The organism is Aequorivita aquimaris, assembly GCF_001573155.1.
In the GTDB taxonomy this organism is placed as follows: domain Bacteria; phylum Bacteroidota; class Bacteroidia; order Flavobacteriales; family Flavobacteriaceae; genus Aequorivita; species Aequorivita aquimaris.
Genome location: NZ_JRWG01000003.1, coordinates 285,254 through 303,445 on the forward strand (window position 1 = coordinate 285,254; position 18,192 = coordinate 303,445).

At 41.9% G+C, this 18,192-nt stretch carries 16 protein-coding genes; 11 read left to right on the forward strand and 5 right to left on the reverse strand.

Translation table 11 applies throughout. The features are described from left to right. Nucleotides 1-65: 65 nt before the first annotated feature. Both LS48_RS15315 and LS48_RS06605 read right to left on the reverse strand, forming a co-directional pair. A complete protein-coding gene (locus LS48_RS15315; protein ID WP_157881722.1) occupies nucleotides 66-242 on the reverse strand; it encodes a hypothetical protein in 177 nt (58 codons plus the stop codon). A gap of 154 nt (nucleotides 243-396) precedes the next feature. Beyond that, on the reverse strand, nucleotides 397-870 hold the full coding sequence (locus LS48_RS06605) for a hypothetical protein (protein WP_062621242.1): 474 nt from the start codon (nucleotides 868-870) through the stop codon (nucleotides 397-399). A 204-nt stretch (nucleotides 871-1,074) separates the two neighbouring features. On the opposite strand from LS48_RS06605, the gene ychF reads away from it, so the two are divergent. Beyond that, entirely contained in the window at nucleotides 1,075-2,169 is a 1,095-nt protein-coding gene (ychF, locus tag LS48_RS06610; RefSeq protein ID WP_062621520.1) for a redox-regulated ATPase YchF, read from the forward strand. Between the two features lie 83 nt (nucleotides 2,170-2,252). Here the strand turns inward: ychF and LS48_RS06615 are convergent, their stop codons facing one another. The 3 genes from LS48_RS06615 to LS48_RS06625 all read right to left on the reverse strand — a co-directional run bounded on the left by LS48_RS06615 (nucleotide 2,253) and on the right by LS48_RS06625 (nucleotide 4,554). Beyond that, on the reverse strand, nucleotides 2,253-3,257 hold the full coding sequence (locus LS48_RS06615) for a phosphatase PAP2 family protein (RefSeq protein WP_062621522.1): 1,005 nt from the start codon (nucleotides 3,255-3,257) through the stop codon (nucleotides 2,253-2,255). A gap of 86 nt (nucleotides 3,258-3,343) precedes the next feature. Further along, nucleotides 3,344-3,634 carry a chaperone modulator CbpM gene (locus tag LS48_RS06620; protein ID WP_062621244.1) on the reverse strand — a complete coding sequence of 97 codons (291 nt, stop codon included), beginning with the start codon at nucleotides 3,632-3,634 and terminating at the stop codon, nucleotides 3,344-3,346. Next, nucleotides 3,634-4,554 (reverse strand): DnaJ C-terminal domain-containing protein, encoded by a 921-nt coding sequence (locus LS48_RS06625; RefSeq protein WP_062621246.1) that lies wholly within the window; start codon nucleotides 4,552-4,554, stop codon nucleotides 3,634-3,636. Before LS48_RS06625 ends, LS48_RS06620 begins: the two co-directional genes overlap by 1 nt. 202 nt (nucleotides 4,555-4,756) lie before the next feature. Here LS48_RS06625 and LS48_RS06630 point away from each other — a divergent pair, with 202 nt between their 5' ends. From LS48_RS06630 to ppk1, 10 genes are all read left to right on the forward strand, one after another. Then, on the forward strand, nucleotides 4,757-6,607 hold the full coding sequence (locus LS48_RS06630) for a DNA topoisomerase IV subunit B (protein ID WP_062621249.1): 1,851 nt from the start codon (nucleotides 4,757-4,759) through the stop codon (nucleotides 6,605-6,607). A 163-nt stretch (nucleotides 6,608-6,770) separates the two neighbouring features. Continuing rightward, nucleotides 6,771-9,440: a DNA gyrase/topoisomerase IV subunit A gene (locus tag LS48_RS06635; RefSeq protein WP_062621251.1), complete on the forward strand. Its 2,670-nt coding sequence runs from the start codon at nucleotides 6,771-6,773 to the stop codon at nucleotides 9,438-9,440. Nucleotides 9,441-9,702: 262 nt separating this feature from the next. After that, nucleotides 9,703-11,556, forward strand: a complete 1,854-nt coding sequence (rpsA, locus tag LS48_RS06640) for a 30S ribosomal protein S1 (RefSeq protein WP_062621253.1) — start codon at nucleotides 9,703-9,705, stop codon at nucleotides 11,554-11,556. Between the two features lie 141 nt (nucleotides 11,557-11,697). Then, on the forward strand, nucleotides 11,698-12,237 hold the full coding sequence (gene pyrR, locus LS48_RS06645; protein WP_062621525.1) for a bifunctional pyr operon transcriptional regulator/uracil phosphoribosyltransferase PyrR: 540 nt from the start codon (nucleotides 11,698-11,700) through the stop codon (nucleotides 12,235-12,237). Between the two features lie 111 nt (nucleotides 12,238-12,348). Further along, entirely contained in the window at nucleotides 12,349-13,284 is a 936-nt protein-coding gene (locus LS48_RS06650) for an aspartate carbamoyltransferase catalytic subunit (RefSeq protein WP_062621255.1), read from the forward strand. Beyond that, the gene (locus tag LS48_RS06655; RefSeq protein ID WP_045080989.1) at nucleotides 13,274-13,609 is read left to right on the forward strand and encodes a hypothetical protein; all 336 of its coding nucleotides are present in this window, start codon (nucleotides 13,274-13,276) and stop codon (nucleotides 13,607-13,609) included. Before LS48_RS06650 ends, LS48_RS06655 begins: the two co-directional genes overlap by 11 nt. A 111-nt stretch (nucleotides 13,610-13,720) precedes the next feature. After that, complete coding sequence (locus tag LS48_RS06660) at nucleotides 13,721-14,626, forward strand: ribonuclease Z (RefSeq protein ID WP_062621257.1); 906 nt, start codon at nucleotides 13,721-13,723, stop codon at nucleotides 14,624-14,626. A gap of 225 nt (nucleotides 14,627-14,851) precedes the next feature. Continuing rightward, the gene (gene pdxH / locus LS48_RS06665) at nucleotides 14,852-15,496 is read left to right on the forward strand and encodes a pyridoxamine 5'-phosphate oxidase (RefSeq protein ID WP_062621259.1); all 645 of its coding nucleotides are present in this window, start codon (nucleotides 14,852-14,854) and stop codon (nucleotides 15,494-15,496) included. 112 nt (nucleotides 15,497-15,608) lie between these two features. After that, on the forward strand, nucleotides 15,609-16,094 hold the full coding sequence (locus LS48_RS06670; RefSeq protein ID WP_045080986.1) for a SixA phosphatase family protein: 486 nt from the start codon (nucleotides 15,609-15,611) through the stop codon (nucleotides 16,092-16,094). After that, on the forward strand, nucleotides 16,094-18,190 hold the full coding sequence (ppk1, locus tag LS48_RS06675) for a polyphosphate kinase 1 (RefSeq protein ID WP_062621263.1): 2,097 nt from the start codon (nucleotides 16,094-16,096) through the stop codon (nucleotides 18,188-18,190). Before LS48_RS06670 ends, ppk1 begins: the two co-directional genes overlap by 1 nt. The last annotated feature ends 2 nt before the right edge of the window (nucleotides 18,191-18,192 follow it).

Here is an 18,192-nt window from a genome sequence, read left to right on the forward strand (position 1 = left end):
AAAAGCTAATTCATTATAAAAATACCGGAAACCAGTATTTTCTTAAATCTATTTCAGAAAGAAATTTACATTTTTTGCTCTTTCATCATATCCCTACTTTTTTCATCAAGAATGAAAATAGTGGTAGAGACATTGTCTGTATTGGAATCAAACCCCTCAACTACAAAATTGCCATATTGGTTAAAGTAGCCAACTGAAGTTTTACCATCTTTGTTAAAAAGGTAATATCCTTTTTGTCCCAATGGTTTGAGAATTGCATATTCCGAATTTTTGCTGTTCTAAAATTTTTATGGTAGTACACCGTAATTTGTTAAATTCTATTAAATAAAGTTTTTACAATTGAAAAAGCCCGTTCCAAAACTTGGAACGGGCGTATAATAAGCAAAAATATACTGTTTAATCCTTTTTCAACTTAGCCATTCCTTCTGGGCGTTTGGTAAGCGCAGCTCTTCTGGCTTCTAGCTCTTTTTGTTGTTGCAATAACTTTGCTTGTCTTTCTTTTTCAGCTTTAGCAGCAGCTTCTGCTTTTTGATCAGCAATTTTTTTGGCAAGCTCTGCTTGCTGTTGCTGCTTTATAGAAATCATTTGTTGTTGGTTTGCAACATCTACAGTAACGTCATCGGCCACAACTTTTGAATCAATGTTTTTATCTTTGATTACATCAGCGGCCTGGTCTTGCTTTTCGTTACCTTCCACTTTAATTGTTTCCTTGTCCGTTTCAGTCTCCGCAATTATTTTCGTTTTTACGTCAGTCCCTTTTTGGGTAACTTTTTTAACGGTGGTAGTAGATTGCACATCTTTATTTTCTTGTGCATTAATTCCCGTTAATGTAAAAATTGCAATACCTAAGCTTAAAATTATTTTTTTCATAATAATTGGTTATTTATGGTTTATTCAGTAAAATTAACCCTATTAACGTTAATTTCTTGCAAATTTAAAGTGAAATAAAACCCAAACTTTTTCTGAAAAGCATTTATTGCCAAATGCTGAAAGTCTATTTTGAAGATGTATATTTGCAGCCGCGTAAACCGAAGGTATTTTAAGAAAAGGTTTGCCCTTAAAAAATTATATTTAATGAAAGCAGGTATCGTAGGATTGCCAAACGTTGGAAAATCCACCCTATTTAATTGTTTGTCAAATGCCAAGGCGCAAAGTGCCAATTTTCCTTTCTGTACCATAGAGCCAAATGTGGGCGTAGTAAACGTTCCCGATAAGCGCTTGCTGAAATTGGAAGAATTGGTGAAACCGGAACGCGTATTGCCCGCCACGGTTGAAATTGTTGATATTGCAGGTCTCGTAAAAGGAGCAAGCAAGGGAGAGGGGCTTGGCAACCAGTTTTTGAGCAACATTCGCGAGACTGATGCCATTCTGCACGTTTTGCGCTGTTTTGACAATGACAACATAGTTCACGTGGACGGAAGCGTAAATCCAATCCGCGATAAGGAAACCATTGATATTGAACTTCAATTGAAGGATTTGGAAACAGTTGATAAAAAACTCGAAAAAGTAAAGCGCGCAGCCCGTACTGGAAACAAGGATGCCCAAAAAGAAGAAGCTGCTTTGCTGAAAGTAAAGGCAGGGCTGGAGGCTGGAATCTCTGTCCGCGCTATCGATTTAACGGAAAGCGAAAGAGAAGAATTTATTGAAAATGCGCAATTCATCACCGATAAACCGGTAATGTACGTATGTAATGTGGACGAAGGTTCCGCTGCCACAGGAAATGCTTATGTTGAAAAGGTAAAGGAAGCTGTAAAGAATGAAAACGCTGAGGTTTTGGTACTGGCGGTTGGCACAGAGGCCGATATTACAGAATTGGAAACCTTTGAGGAGCGCCAAATGTTTTTGGAAGATTTGGGTCTGGACGAAGCTGGTTCCGCAAAATTGATTCGCAGCGCTTATAAACTATTAAACCTTCAAACCTATTTTACTGCGGGTGTAAAGGAAGTAAGGGCTTGGACTATTCCCGTGGGCGCTACGGCACCACAAGCTGCAGGAGTAATCCATACCGATTTTGAGAAAGGATTCATTCGTGCCGAAGTGATTAAGTATGACGACTACGTAACCTACGGAAGCGAAGCGAAAGTAAAAGAAGCTGGTAAAATGGGCGTAGAAGGAAAGGAATACATTGTGAAGGATGGCGATGTAATGCACTTCCGATTCAATGTGTAGATAGATATGAGATATTAGACGTGAGATTTTAGATTTTAGGTCTCATATCTCACGTCTCACGTCTCAAATCTCAAATCTCACATCTAAAAAGTATACCTAAAAGCCATCCCGTTATAGCTGTCACCATTAAAACTGGTTCCGGAGCTGGGGTATATATCTATATTTTCCATTTTCTTTTTGTGCAATTCGGGTACTAAAATACCGGTTCCAGCTCCCAGAACGTAGCCTAAAAGCACATCGGTTAAAAAGTGCTGTCCGGCTTCCATCCGTAAAACCCCGACCGATGCTGGCAGAACGGCGGCACCCGTCCAAATCCATACTTTTCCGCTTGCATCAGGATTGAAATCGCTATAAGCTTTTGCGGCAAAAAACGTGGCCGTCGCGGTTGCCGCTACGTGGCCTGAATAAAAGGAACGTTGGCCGTTATTCTTAAAACGTCTATCTTCGGAGGTATCTCCACTATTGTCATAAACGTACGGACGGCTTCTATTTACCAATCCGGCCGTGATAGTATAGATAGCTGCGGTGGTAGCCAAACTTTCTATATAAAGTCCCACGTATTGTCCGGTGTGGTCGTTAATTTCATCGTCAAATAAAAATGCAAAAGGTGCTGCAAAGGAAAGTGCAAAAGGAATGTCGCTAATTGCATTTGCGTCTTCGTTATGTTTTCCGGCAACCCATTGATCCAGGAAATTTATTTTATCAATTTCTTTTTGAAGGCTTTCTTCATTTAAAAACTTTTCCCGCTCTGCCAAGGACAAATCGTCTTTGTTTTTTATAAGTATCAAGCCATAGGCGCTAGCTCCAAGTGCAGCACCCGTCCAAATTCCATCGCGAACCCATTTCCATTCATATGGTGAATTACTCCTTTGGGTTTCAAAAACAGTCTTCTCGTTTGGGTTAAAATTAAGTACTGAAGATGTGTTTTGCGAATTTTGGTCGTCAGTATTCAAATCATCAGAATCTGTTTCCTGATCATTTAAAGATACTGTTTGGTTGTTGAAAGAATTGGTTGAATTGAAATTGGTCTGCTGTGCGAAGATGCTTACTTGCACCAACAATGCGAATAGGATGGTTATTTTTCTCATAGAGGATAAAGATATGGGATTGAGTTTTTCCAGAAATTTCATTTAACATTTCATTAATTAGAATTTACCGTTCTTTTTGGAAATGCTCATTCATACAATCGCAGTCTTTTTTGAAGCAGGTCCATTTCCTTTTCCATCTTTCGCAAACGTTTCAGGAGCTGGTTAAGAGCGTCCAGTCCTTCAAAATTAATTCCCAGATCGTTATGGAGGCGAAACATTTTTTCTATTTCAGAAATATCCTTTTCGTCCATAAAAAGTTGGTTTTCCTTTTCCTCAAAAGTCACCAAGCCGTATTCCTGCAGATTTTCCACAAAGGAAATCTCTATTTGCGTCTGTTTGCAAAAATGACTTACCAATATATATTTCTCTCGTGCCATTATCTCAATTTTGAAAGTTCGTTAAATAATTCCTTTTCCTTTTCTGAAAGGTTTGTGGGCAAATCAATTTTATAAGTAATATATAGATCGCCGTGCTGGTCTTCTTTTTTGTATTTGGGAAGTCCTTTGCCTTTCAGTTTGACTTTGGTGTCGTTTTGGGTTTCGGGCTTTACTTTCAATTTTACGGCTCCATCCAAGGTATCAATAGTAATATCGCCGCCCAAAATAGCCTTGTAGAGACTGATGTTTTCGGTTTTATAAAGATCGTTGCCCACGCGTTTAAAAGCCGTATTGTTGAAAATTTCAAAAGTAATGTACAGATCGCCTTTGGGGCCGCCGTTCATCCCTTCGCCGCCGTAGCCCTTTATCTTGATGGTCTGCCCGTCCTCAACGCCTGCGGGAATGGTAAGCCGGATTTTTTTCTCTCCAAGATTGATGGTTTGTTTCTGGCTTTTCAGAATATCAGTCAGATTTAGCCGAAGCGTAGCGTTCAAGTCCTGCCCTTTAAATTGTGCAGTCTGTCTGCGTCCAGCACCACTGTTGAAACCGCTGCCGCCAAACATCGATTCAAAAAAGTCTGAAAACTGGCTTTCGTCAAAACCCTGTGCGCTGCCCGAATACGTTCGCTGCCCGCCAAAACCACCGCCGAAACCTTGCGAACCTTGTTTCCGTTTGGCTTCCTCAAAGGCATCAGCGTGCTGCCAATCCTTGCCGTATTGGTCGTATTTTTTACGCTTTTCAGGGTCAATCAAAACTTCGTGCGCTTCGTTTATCTGCTGAAATTTTTGCTGTGCCGAAGCGTCATTTGGGTTTAAATCTGGATGGTATTTGCGTGCAAGTTTTCTATATGCTTTCTTTATTTCTGAAGCTGTAGCGCTTTTGTCCAGTCCAAGAATTTTGTAATAATCTATAAATTCCATTGAGTTCTCTAGTTTGTGTGATGAAATTATAAAAAGAATTACAACCAATCAATGGAAAGCGGATTTCTTTGCAAATATTTAGTAATTCAACTCGAAAAATAATTACTAACAATATCACCCGTTTTATTGTTAATTACTTTCCGAGGTATTGGTTTCACAAGTGCTCCCGTATATTTATATTAGCAGCCCTACACCAAATCTTATGGCCGAAACACAATATACCGAAGACAACATACGCTCGCTCGACTGGAAGGAACATATCCGCATGCGCCCGGGGATGTACATCGGGAAGCTGGGTGACGGTTCCTCGCCCGATGACGGTATCTATATTCTTTTGAAAGAGGTAATCGATAACTGTATCGATGAATTTGTCATGGGTGCTGGAAAGACCATCGAGGTTCGAATAAAAGACAAAGAAGTAAAAGTGCGCGATTACGGTCGTGGCATTCCGCTTGGGAAAGTGATTGACGTGGTTTCAAAAATGAATACGGGCGGAAAGTACGACAGCCGCGCCTTTAAGAAATCCGTTGGTTTGAACGGGGTTGGTACCAAAGCCGTGAATGCACTTTCGGCGTTTTTTAAAGTGGAATCCGTTCGTGATAACCAAATGAAGGCCGCGGAATTTTCCTTGGGCGAATTGACCAATGATGTCGCCGTTGAGGAAACCACCAAGCGAAAGGGAACCAAAGTGGTTTTTATTCCCGACGAGAGTATTTTCAAAAATTTCAAGTACCGTACGGAATACGTTCAAAAAATGCTGAAAAACTACGTCTATCTCAACCCGGGACTGACGATAGATTTTAACGGCGAAAAGTTTTATTCGGAAAATGGATTGAAAGATCTTTTGATGGAGACCATTTCCGAAGAAGACAGCGCGTACCCGATAATCCACCTGCGCGGCGATGATATTGAAATAGCACTTACCCACAGCAAGACCCAATATAGCGAGGAATACCACAGTTTTGTAAACGGACAGAACACAACCCAGGGCGGAACGCATTTGGCGGCATTTCGCGAAGCTTTGGTTAAAACTGTACGCGAATTCTACAATAAAAATTACGATGCCAGCGATGTGCGGAAATCCATCGTTTCGGCAATCAGCATCAAAGTAATGGAGCCGGTTTTTGAAAGCCAGACAAAAACCAAGCTCGGCTCAACCGATATGGGTGGGGATTTGCCCACGGTGAGGACGTTTATAAACGATTTCGTAAAAACCCAGCTCGACAATTACCTGCATAAAAATCCTGAGACGGCTGACGCCATTCAACGCAAAATAGTACAGGCCGAACGCGAACGAAAGGAGTTGAGCGGCATCCGAAAACTTGCGAAGGACCGCGCGAAAAAAGCCAGTCTTCACAATAAAAAATTGCGCGATTGCCGCGTGCATTTGGGCGACGTGAAAAACGAACGCAATTTGGAATCAACGCTGTTTATCACCGAGGGAGATTCGGCGAGCGGAAGCATCACAAAAAGCCGCGATGTAAATACGCAGGCCGTTTTTTCACTGCGTGGGAAACCGTTGAACACCTACGGAATGACCAAAAAAATCGTTTACGAAAACGAGGAATTCAACCTGTTGCAGGCCGCGCTGAATATCGAGGATTCGATGGAGGATTTGCGTTACAACAACATCGTAATCGCCACGGATGCCGATGTGGACGGGATGCACATTCGGTTGTTGCTCATTACGTTTTTCCTTCAGTTTTTCCCTGAATTGATAAAGGAAGGGCATTTATATATTTTGCAAACGCCGCTTTTCCGAGTAAGAAATAAAAAGGAAACCATTTATTGCTATTCCGAAGAAGAAAGGATAAACGCCATAGAAAAGCTAAAACCAAAACCGGAAATCACCCGCTTTAAAGGTTTGGGTGAAATTTCGCCGGACGAATTTGTGCATTTTATTGGCAACGACATTCGGTTGGATCCTGTGATGCTTGATAAATCGATGAGTATTGAGGAATTGCTTTCCTTTTATATGGGAAAAAACACGCCGGACCGGCAGGAGTTTATTATTGATAATTTGAAGGTGGAGCTTGATAGGGTGGAGGAGTAAAAAAGTGTTCAGTCGCAGTCGGCAGTAGGCTCGCGATTTATCGCGTGCATTACAAAAAACCTCTGCGTCTCTGCTGTGAAAGATTACCGCGAAGACGCAGAGGACGCAAAGAATAAAAAATAAGGAATAACAAAAAAGATTCCCGCTTTCGCGGGAAATTAATATGAGTGACGAACTCGACAATAACGAAGAAGAACAAACAGGCCCCGACTATTTGGGCGTAAACGACGATACCTCTGGCGACACCATAAAAAAGGTAACCGGGATGTACCGCGACTGGTTTTTGGATTACGCCAGCTACGTAATCCTGGAACGTGCCGTGCCCGCCATTGAGGACGGTTTTAAGCCCGTGCAGCGCCGTATTATGCAGTCCATGAAAGATTTGGACGATGGGCGATACAACAAGGTCGCGAACATCGTTGGGCATACCATGCAGTACCACCCGCACGGGGACGCGAGTATTGCCGATGCAATGGTGCAGATAGGCCAAAAAGATTTGCTCATTGACACCCAAGGAAACTGGGGAAATATTTTAACGGGCGATAGCGCCGCCGCTTCGCGTTATATTGAGGCGCGACTTTCAAAGTTTGCCTTGGATGTGGTTTACAATCCAAAAGTTACCCGCTGGCAAGCTTCGTACGACGGACGTAGAAAAGAGCCAATCAACCTTCCGGTTAAATTTCCGTTGCTGTTGAACCAAGGCGGAGAGGGAATTGCCGTGGGCCTTTCCACCAAAATCCTCCCTCATAATTTTATTGAACTTATTGATGCCTCCATCAAGCATTTGCAGGGCAAAAAGTTTACGATCTATCCAGATTTCCCAACGGGCGGATTGATGGATGTGGCCGATTACAACGATGGGATGCGCGGCGGAAAAATTCGCAGTCGAGCGCGCATAAACCAACTCGATAAAAATACGCTGGTAATTACTGAAATTCCCTTTGGCACCAACACTTCCTCGCTGATTGACACTATTCTGAAAGCAAATGACAAAGGAAAAATAAAAATCAAAAAGATAGAGGATAACACCGCTGCCCAAGTGGAAATCCAGATCCATTTGCCCAGCGGCATTTCGCCCGACAAGACCATTGATGCGCTGTATGCTTTCACGGGCTGCGAGACTTCCGTTTCGCCATTGGGCTGTGTGATTGAGGACAACAAACCGCTTTTTATTGGTGTTTCCGAAATGCTTCGCCGCAGTACCGACCGCACGGTGGAATTGCTGAAACAGGAACTCGAAATCCAATTGGAGGAATTGGAGGAGCAGTGGCATTTTGCTTCACTCGAAAGAATTTTCATCGAAAACAGAATCTATCGCGATATTGAGGAAGAGGAAACTTGGGAAGGCGTAATTTCAGCAATCGATAGAGGTTTGCAGCCGCATATTCAGCATTTGAAGCGCGCCGTAACCGAAGAGGATATTGTGCGTTTGACTGAAATTCGAATCAAAAGAATTTCAAAATTCGATATTGATAAAGCGCAGCAAAAGATTGAGGCATTGGAAGATAGCATAGCTCAAATAAAGCATCACTTAGCGCATCTGATTGATTATGCCATAGATTATTTCAAAAGGCTGAAAAAGGATTACGGTGCAGGAAAAGAGCGCAAAACCGAAATCAGGACTTTTGATGATATTGAGGCTACAAAGGTGGTAATCAGAAACACAAAACTCTACGTAAACCGCGAGGAAGGTTTTGTGGGCACCAGCCTAAAACGCGACGAATACGTTACCGACTGCAGCGATATTGACGACATTATCGTTTTCACTGAGGACGGAACAATGATGGTCACAAAGGTTGACGCCAAAACTTTTGTGGGAAAAAATATAATCCACGTTGCGGTTTTCAAAAAGAAGGACAAACGCACTATTTACAATATGATTTACCGCGATGGCACCCGCGGTGCGAATTACGTAAAACGTTTTGCCGTAACCTCCATCACCCGTGATAAGGAATACGATATGACCAACGGAACCAAAGGTTCCAAAGTGCTTTATTTTACGGCCAATCCGAATGGCGAGGCAGAAGTTGTAACCATTTATCTGCGCCAAAGTGGAAGTATCAAAAAGCTGAAATTCGATTTGGATTTTGCAGATCAGCTGGTGAAGGGAAGAAATTCCAAAGGAAATATCGTCACCAAATATTCCATCAAAAAAATTGAGTTGAAAGAAAAAGGCCTTTCAACGCTAAAGCCGCGTAAAATCTGGTTTGACGATTCGGTACAGCGATTGAACGTGGATGAGCGCGGGGAACTTTTGGGCGAATTCAGAAAAGAGGATAGGTTGCTGATCGTGAAACAGAGCGGGGTTGTAAAAACGGTAATCCCCGATATTCAGCTTCGTTTTGATGACGATATGATAATTCTTGAAAAATGGGACCCCAAAAAACCGTTGAGTGCCATTTATTGGGAAGGTGAAAAAGAATTGTTTTATGTGAAGCGTTTCTTGATTGAAAATCCGGACAAGGAAGAAACCATTATTACCGATCATCCTAATTCGTATTTGGAAAAAATATTTACCGATTACCGCCCCATGGCCGAAGTGGTCTTCGCCAAAAAAAGAGGGCAGGAGCGCGAGGAGAATATGGAGCTGAATTTGGATGAATTTATTGCCGTGAAAGGAATAACTGCAATGGGCAACCAATTGACAAAAGAAAAGGTTTTGGAAATAAACACAATGGAACCTTTGTTGTACGAACCGCCAGCGCCCGTGGAACCGGAAGAAATGGATGTTGTGGATGAAGAGGATTTAAAAGAGGAAACGCATGCTTCCGAAGAGGAGAACGAAAATGATGAATCCATTACCGATGAGGATGGGCAGGGGCGGTTGTTTTAAAAATTTTGATTTTTCTGTTTCTTAAAATTATTTCTTCAAATAATATCAAGTTTCAGCCTACAAACCTTTTGATTTCCAAAAGAAAAACCTTATTTTTGCGCCCCTCTTAGCGACGAGTCAAGAATAAGAGGAATTGAAACAAAACAAAACAAACCCTTCTGTGGGATAGTCGCAGTAAAATCTTGTAACAGCGCAGAATACAAAGCATTGGTTTTTTCATTTCCGCGAAGGCGGAAATCTCAAAGATCAATTTTACAAACAAATGGCTGATAAAGCAAACAAAGAAGAAGTGCAGGTAGAAGATACTGCCGTAGCACAAACCGAGGAAACTACAAAACCTCAAAGGGAAGTTTCCCTAAAGGAAAGCAATCCTGAAAAATTTCTAAAGGAATTCGACTGGCACAACTACGAAGAGGGAATTGACCCAATCGACGACGGCAAGCTTGAGGAATTCGAAAAACTGGTAGCAGAGAATTTCGTTGACACCCTTGACGACGAGGTTGTGGAAGGAAAAGTGGTTTACATCACAGATCGTGACGCAATCATCGACATTAACGCGAAGAGTGAAGGTGTTGTTTCGTTGAACGAATTCCGTTACAATCCAGATTTAAAAGTTGGTGACAAGGTAGAAGTATTGATCGACGTTCGTGAGGACAGCACCGGTCAATTGATCCTTAGCCACCGTAAAGCAAGAACCATTAAGGCTTGGGACCGCGTAAATGCTGCCCACGACCAAGGTACCATCGTAAACGGTTACGTAAAATGCCGCACAAAAGGTGGTATGATCGTGGATGTTTTCGGTATCGAGGCTTTCTTGCCAGGTTCGCAAATAGATGTGAAGCCAATTCGTGATTACGACGTATATGTTGGCAAAACAATGGAATTCAAAGTGGTAAAAATTAACCACGAATTCAAAAACGTTGTTGTTTCACACAAAGCGCTTATTGAAGCGGATATTGAAGAGCAGAAAAAAGAAATCATCGGCCAACTTGAAAAAGGACAGGTACTTGAAGGTGTTGTTAAAAACATCACTTCTTATGGAGTATTTGTTGACCTTGGTGGTGTTGATGGACTTGTTCACATTACAGACCTTTCTTGGTCACGTATCAACCACCCGAACGAGATCGTTGAACTTGATCAGAAATTGAACGTTGTAATTCTTGATTTCGATGAAGATAAAACACGTATCCAATTAGGTCTTAAGCAATTGAACCCGCACCCATGGGAAGCTCTTGGAGAAGAGTTGAAGGTTGGTGACAAAGTAAAAGGTAAAGTAGTTGTTATTGCAGACTACGGTGCATTTATTGAAGTTGCTGAAGGTGTTGAAGGTCTTATCCACGTTAGCGAAATGTCTTGGAGCACGCACTTGCGCAGCGCTCAGGATTTCGTAAATGTTGGTGATGAGGTGGAAGCGGTAATCCTTACAATGGATAAGGAAGAGCGCAAAATGAGCCTTGGTATCAAGCAAATGACGCCAGATCCATGGACCGATATTACTAAAAAATACCCAGTTGGTTCACGCCACAAAGGTATTGTTCGCAACTTCACCAATTTCGGTGTTTTTGTTGAACTTGAAGAAGGTATTGACGGTCTTATCTACATTAGCGATCTTTCTTGGACCAAGAAAATCAAGCACCCAAGTGAATTCACTAACATTGGTGATGAACTAGAAGTGGTTGTATTGGAATTGGACGTTGAAGGCCGTAAACTTAGTTTAGGTCACAAACAGACTGAAGAGAATCCTTGGGATAAATACGAAGACGAATTTGCCGTTGGAACCAAGCACACTGCCACTATTGACGAGGTAGTTGACAAAGGCGCCACCGTAAAATTCAACGATGATATCGTAGCTTTCGTACCCAGCCGTCACCTTGAAAAAGAAGATGGTTCTATGTTGAAGAAAGGTGATGAGGCCGAATTCCAAATTATTGAGTTCAACAAGGAATTCAAGAAAGTGGTTGCTTCACATATGGTAATCCACAAAGAGGAAGAAGCGAAGATTGTAAAAGCCGCAGCAAAAAAGCAAGCTCAGGAATCTGAGGAAGCAAAACCAACCCTTGGTGATGCCAATGCAAAATTGCAAGAGCTTAAAGACAAAATGGACGGTAAAAAATAATCGTTGCATTTATAAATAATGAAGAGCCTTTCGTTACCGAAAGGCTTTTTTATTTTCGGGATTTAATCAATTTCAAATACTTCACTTTAAAAAGCCAAAAAAAATGTATTTTTGCTTCCTGAATACAATTCAGAACTTCCTATGAGCCAAAAATTGTTACTGAACGCAACCGAGATAAACATTGCGCTTAACCGTTTGGCTTGCCAATTGATCGAAAAACACGACGATTTTTCCAAAACAGTACTTATCGGCATACAGCCACGGGGCGTTTTTTTAGCCGAAAGGTTAAAAACCCTCCTAGAAACCGAATACAAAATCAAGAACATCAAGCTTGGATATTTGGACATCACCTTTTTCCGCGACGATTTCCGAAGAGGGGAAAAACCGCTGGAAGCCAACAAAACCAAAATAGATTTTATAGTTGAGGACAAAAACGTGGTCTTTGTTGACGACGTACTTTTTACCGGAAGAAGCATCCGTTCGGCATTGACCGCGGTACAATCTTTCGGAAGACCTTTGGAAATAGAGTTGTTAACATTGATAGACCGCCGTTTTAGCCGCCATTTGCCCATACAACCCGATTATCGTGGAAGACAGGTAGATGCTATCAACGGTGAAAAAGTAAAAGTGTGCTGGAAGGAGAACGATGGGGAAGACGCTGTATATTTAGTAGCCCGCTAACCCCCGAAGGGCAACGCCGGAAAAGAATTTGAAAACGAAAATATAATAAAAATAGTAGTGTTTCAGAAACCTGAAACCTGAAACCTGAAACCTGAAACCTGAAACCAAGAAATGGAACTAAGTGTAAACCACTTACTGGGAATAAAATACATCACCGAAGCCGATATCCAACTCATCTTCGAAACGGCAGACCATTTTAAGGAAGTAATCAATCGGCCCATCAAAAAAGTTCCCTCGCTTCGCGACATTACCATTGCCAATCTCTTTTTTGAAAACAGTACGCGAACCAAACTTTCCTTTGAACTTGCAGAGAAAAGGCTTTCCGCAGACGTTATAAACTTCGCTTCTTCGAGTTCCTCCGTTACCAAAGGCGAAACGCTAATTGATACCGTAAACAACATCCTTTCAATGAAAGTGGATATGGTGGTGATGCGCCACCCCAATCCGGGCGCGGGCGTATTTCTTTCAAAGCATGTAAACGCAAGTATTATCAACGCTGGCGACGGTGCCCACGAACATCCCACCCAAGCATTGTTGGACAGCTATTCCATTCGTGAAAAGCTGGGCGATGTGGCTGGAAAAAAGGTTGTAATTGTAGGAGATATTCTTCATTCACGGGTTGCGTTGTCGAATATTTTCGCTCTACAAAAACTTGGAGCGACCGTTAAGGTATGTGGCCCTAAAACGCTTATTCCTAAATATATGGAAAAACTTGACGTTGGCGTTGAAACGAACCTTCGCAACGCGTTGGAATGGTGCGATGTGGCGAATATGCTCCGCGTGCAGAACGAGCGGATGGACATCAGCTATTTCCCGACTACGAGGGAATATACCCAGCAATTTGGGCTAAACAAGCAACTACTCGATTCACTAAATAAAGAAATTGTTGTGATGCACCCAGGCCCAATAAACCGCGGCGTGGAAATTACCAGCGATGTGGCCGACAGCAAACAATCCATTATTTTGGAACAGGTACAGAACGGCGTTGCCATACGTATGGCGGTAATCTATTTATTGGCTTCAAAAATAAAACATCATGAAGATTGAGAATCACCCAAATTTCGTGGTCCTTGAAGATGAAAAGGACGATATTATTGACTTTGCCTCGTTCATTGAGAGCCAAGTGCCTTCCAAATACAAAGGGCAAAATGTAGTTTTGAATCTTTTGAAATACGAAGATTTGGAGCTTCCGCAATTATTGCAGTTTCTTAAAACATCCAACCTTCATCGCAAAACCAAGCAATCCTTTGTAATTGTGAACGACGCTATCGATTTTGACGACGTTCCTTTTGAAATGATAGTGGTACCAACCCTACAGGAAGCGGGCGATATTATTGAAATGGAAGAAATTGAAAGAGATCTGGGATTTTAGATCTACGTTCCGATAGCTATTGGAAGCTGATTTTAGATTGTTTTCAAATTCCAAAATGCAAATTCCAAATTCCAAAATCGTAAATCGTAAATCGTAAATCGCAAATCGTAAATGAAACTAACAATCCTCGGATGCCATTCTGCCACGCCCACAGCCTCCGCGCACCCAACGGCGCAGGTGTTGGAGATAAAGGGGCATTTGTTTTTGATTGATTGCGGCGAGGGCACCCAAATGCAGCTTCGGAAATACAGGGTGAAATTCTCACGGATTCGGCATATTTTCATTTCACATTTGCACGGCGACCATTTTTATGGTTTGGTGGGGCTTATTTCCACTTTTCTGCTTTTGGGAAGGGAAGCAGAGTTGCACATTTACGGGCCAAAGGGAATAAAACAGGCAATATTGCTGCTGCTTAAACTGGGGAAAGCTTATACCAACTATCCACTGTATTTTCACGAATTGGAAGGAACAACGCCACAGCTCATTTTTGAGGATGATAAAGTTTCTGTGGAAACCATCCCGTTGGACCACAGAGTTTATACCAACGGATTTCTTTTCAAGGAAAAACCTGATGACCGAAAATTAGATATAGAAAAAGCCCGAAAACTCAATATCGATTTAAGTTATTACAATAAAATAAAACAGGGCTATGATGTTGAGAATAGGGAAGGAAAGCTCATTCCCAATAAAGAAATAACTTTTGACCCGCCACCGCCAAAAAGTTACGCCTATTGCAGCGATACGGCCTATTGTCCTGAAATAGTGCCACAAATTGAAAACGCGACGGTTCTGTACCACGAATCCACCTTTTTGGAAGAACACCACCATCTCTGCGAAAAAACCAAGCACAGCACCGCAAAGGAAGCGGGCGTAATTGCGCGAAAGGCAAAGGTTGGCACTTTAATCCTTGGGCACTATTCCGGGCGTTACGGCAATTTGGAGCTTTTCCGAAGAGAGGCGCAGGAGGTATTTGATTATGTGGAGTTGGCAGAGGACGGAAAGGTATTTACTTTTTAAATCGATCCCAATAGCTATGGGGACGAAATCGAAGTTGCTTCAAAGTTGATTTTTTATCACAACAACAGAAACAACAGAAACAACAGAAACAACAGAAACAATAGCATCCACCGCATCCACAGCACCTCCCATCGAGCACCCCGCTTCAAAAATTTTAATACATATTTAATAAGCCACTGTTTTATAGCTTCGTTAAAACTCTTAACTTGCGTTAAAACTAGAACAATGGCGGAAAAGCTTCACGATTACCGAAAATCCTACGAAAAAGGAATCCTTTCCGAAGAAACCGTTGACGAAAACCCGATGCAACAGTTCCGAACTTGGTTTTTTGAGGTGAAAGATAGCGGGGGGGTGGATGAAGTAAATGCTATGACAATTTCCACAATCGGCACCGATGGTTTTCCAAAGGGGCGCGTAGTGCTGTTAAAAAAATATGACGAATACGGCTTCTATTTTTACACCAATTACAACAGCGAAAAAGGTAAATCCATAGCCAATAACAACAGGGTCTCGCTTTCCTTTTTTTGGCCAAATATGGAGCGGCAGGTCATCATAAAAGGAACTGCGGAAAAAACCTCCGAAGCAGATTCAACCAATTATTTTCATTCAAGGCCCAAGGGAAGCCAATTGGGCGCAGCGGTTTCGCACCAAAGCGAAGTTGTGGAATCGCGTAAAATTTTGGAAGAAAATCTCGCAGAACTTGAAAGAAAACACATAAACAAAGAAGTTCCAAAACCTGAGGATTGGGGCGGTTTTTTGGTGAAACCTATTTCCATAGAATTTTGGCAGGGCAGACCCAATCGGCTTCACGACAGGATTCGTTATACTTTGAAGGGCGACGATTGGGTGATTGAACGTTTGGCACCCTAGGTTTAAAAATTCCAAATTCCAAAATCCAAATATCAAATATCAAATTCCAAGTACACCTACTACACCTGAAACGAGAAACTTGAAACCAGAAACAAAAAATAGAAACAATTTTATGAAGACATTATACTTAGTCCGCCACGCAAAATCATCCTGGAAGCACGATGTGGAAGACCACAAGCGCCCGTTGAAGGGTAGGGGTGAACGTGACGGCAAATTGGTTTCCAAAAAAGTAGCAAAGGAAATTGACCCGCCCCAACGGATTATCACTAGCGATGCCACACGCGCGCTTTCCACCGCCCATTTTTTTAAGGACGCACTGGAAATAGACGAAACTAACTTTGAAACCAATCACGACCTCTATGATTTTAGCGGGCAAAATGTAATGAGAATTATAAAATCACTGCCGGATAGTCTCGATAAAATAATGATTGTTGGCCACAATCACGCTTTTACATCCGTTGCAAATATGCTCGGAAACCGCTATATTGACAATGTTCCAACCTGTGGTTTTGTGATGTTGCAGTTTGACGAAAAAAAGTGGAGCGATATAACTACGGGTGAAACCGTTAAAACTATTTTCCCAAGGGATCTCAAATAATGACCGAAAAAATTGATACACATACCCAAGTTGGCAATCAATACAACAACAGGGAGTTAAGCTGGTTACAGTTTAATGCCCGGGTTTTGCAGGAAGCGAACGATAAGAAACTGCCACTATTGGAAAGACTTCGGTTTTTGGGTATTTTTTCTAACAATCTCGATGAGTTCTTTAAGGTGCGCTACGCCACCATCAGAAGAATTGTGGAGGCCGGAAAAACGGGCAGGAGCTTTTTGGGTGGTATTTCCGCAAAAGATCTTTTGGAGGAAATAACCCTTACGGTTATAGACCAGCAGGCACACAGTTTGAATATTCTTAGCAATATCCAAAAGGAACTGCGAAAGGAGAATATCTTCATTATAAACGAAAGAGAAATTACCCCAGACCAAAGCAAGTTTATTTCTGAATATTTTGTGCGCTATGTGAGTCCAGCAATGATGACGATTATGATTGGCGAACTCGATGAATTCCCCAGTCTGCGCGATAGTGCCGCCTATCTTGCCGTAACAATGGTGATGAGCAAGGAGGATGATACTTTTGAGGCAAAACACAATTATGCACTTATAGAAATCCCCCGCACCATTGACCGTTTCGTAGTGCTTCCACCGCAAGGGGAAAAGCAATATGTAATCATTCTTGACGATCTTATTCGCCATTGCCTTCACAATATTTTCAGCATTTTTAAATATGAAACCATTTCGGCACATATGATTAAGATTACTCGGGATGCCGAACTGGACATTGATAGCGACCTAAGCCGCAGCTTTATTGATAAGATTTCAAAAAGTGTAAAAAATAGGAGCGTGGGCGATCCCGTGCGTTTTGTCTATGATAAAAGCATCGATAAGAAAACACTTCAGTTTTTACTGAATAAGATGGGCATCGACAAAACCGACAGTATTATTCCCGGAGGGCGGTACCATAACCGTCGTGACTATATGAATTTTCCCCGTTTGGGAAGGCCCGATCTGCAATACGAACATAAAGAACCATTACCCATTCCGGGACTAAGCCTGCAAGGAAGCTTGTTTGATAAAATTGCCGAAAAAGATTACCTCTTGCACGCACCCTATCAAACCTTTATGTACGTAATTAAGTTCTTGCGGGAGGCGGCGCTGGATCCAAAGGTGAAATCCATCAAGATTACCATTTACCGTCTGGCGGAAGTTTCGCACATTGCCAGCTCGCTTATAAATGCGAGGAAAAACGGGAAAGATGTAACCGTTCAAATAGAATTGCAGGCGCGTTTTGACGAAGAAGCAAATATAGAATATGCTGAACTGCTCCAAAGCGAGGACATTCGTCTTATTTTTGGAGTAAAAGGATTGAAGGTGCACTGCAAGGCGTGTTTGGTGGAAAGGGTAGAAAACAACAAAACCATTCGCTACGGAATTTTAAGTACTGGAAACTTCAATGAATCTACAGCCCGGATTTATACCGATTACACCCTATTTACCGCAGACCAGAGAATTTGCAAGGAAATAAACAAGGTGTTTGAGTTTTTTGAAGTGAATTATCTAGTGCGCAAATACAATCATTTAATTGTTTCGCCCCATTATACCCGCAAGGCCATCTATCATTTGATAGATACCGAAATAAAGAACAAAAAAGCAGGACTCCCCAGCGGAATTAAGTTGAAGCTTAACAGTCTATCAGATTACAAAATGATCGACAAGCTTTATGAAGCGAGCCGGGCAGGGGTAAAGATTAAAATGATAGTGCGCGGCATTTGTTGTTTGATTCCCGGTGTGGAAGGCATGAGCGAAAATATAGAGGCCATCAGTATTGTAGGAAAATTTCTGGAGCATCCACGGTTGTTTATTTTTGAGAATGGCGGCAATCCGAAAGTATATATTTCTTCGGCCGATTTTATGGGAAGAAACTTAGATAATAGGGTGGAAATTTCCTGCCCCATTTACGATGAAGGTATAAAGAAGGAAATTCTCGAAAATTTCGAAATAGGCTGGCGCGATAACGTAAAGGCGCGCGTAATAAGTATTAAGAACGACAATGCTTACGTAAAGAACAACAAGCCGCCCGTACGGTCGCAGTTTAAAATGTATGATTATTATTTAAAGAAACTTGAAGTAAAATAGCT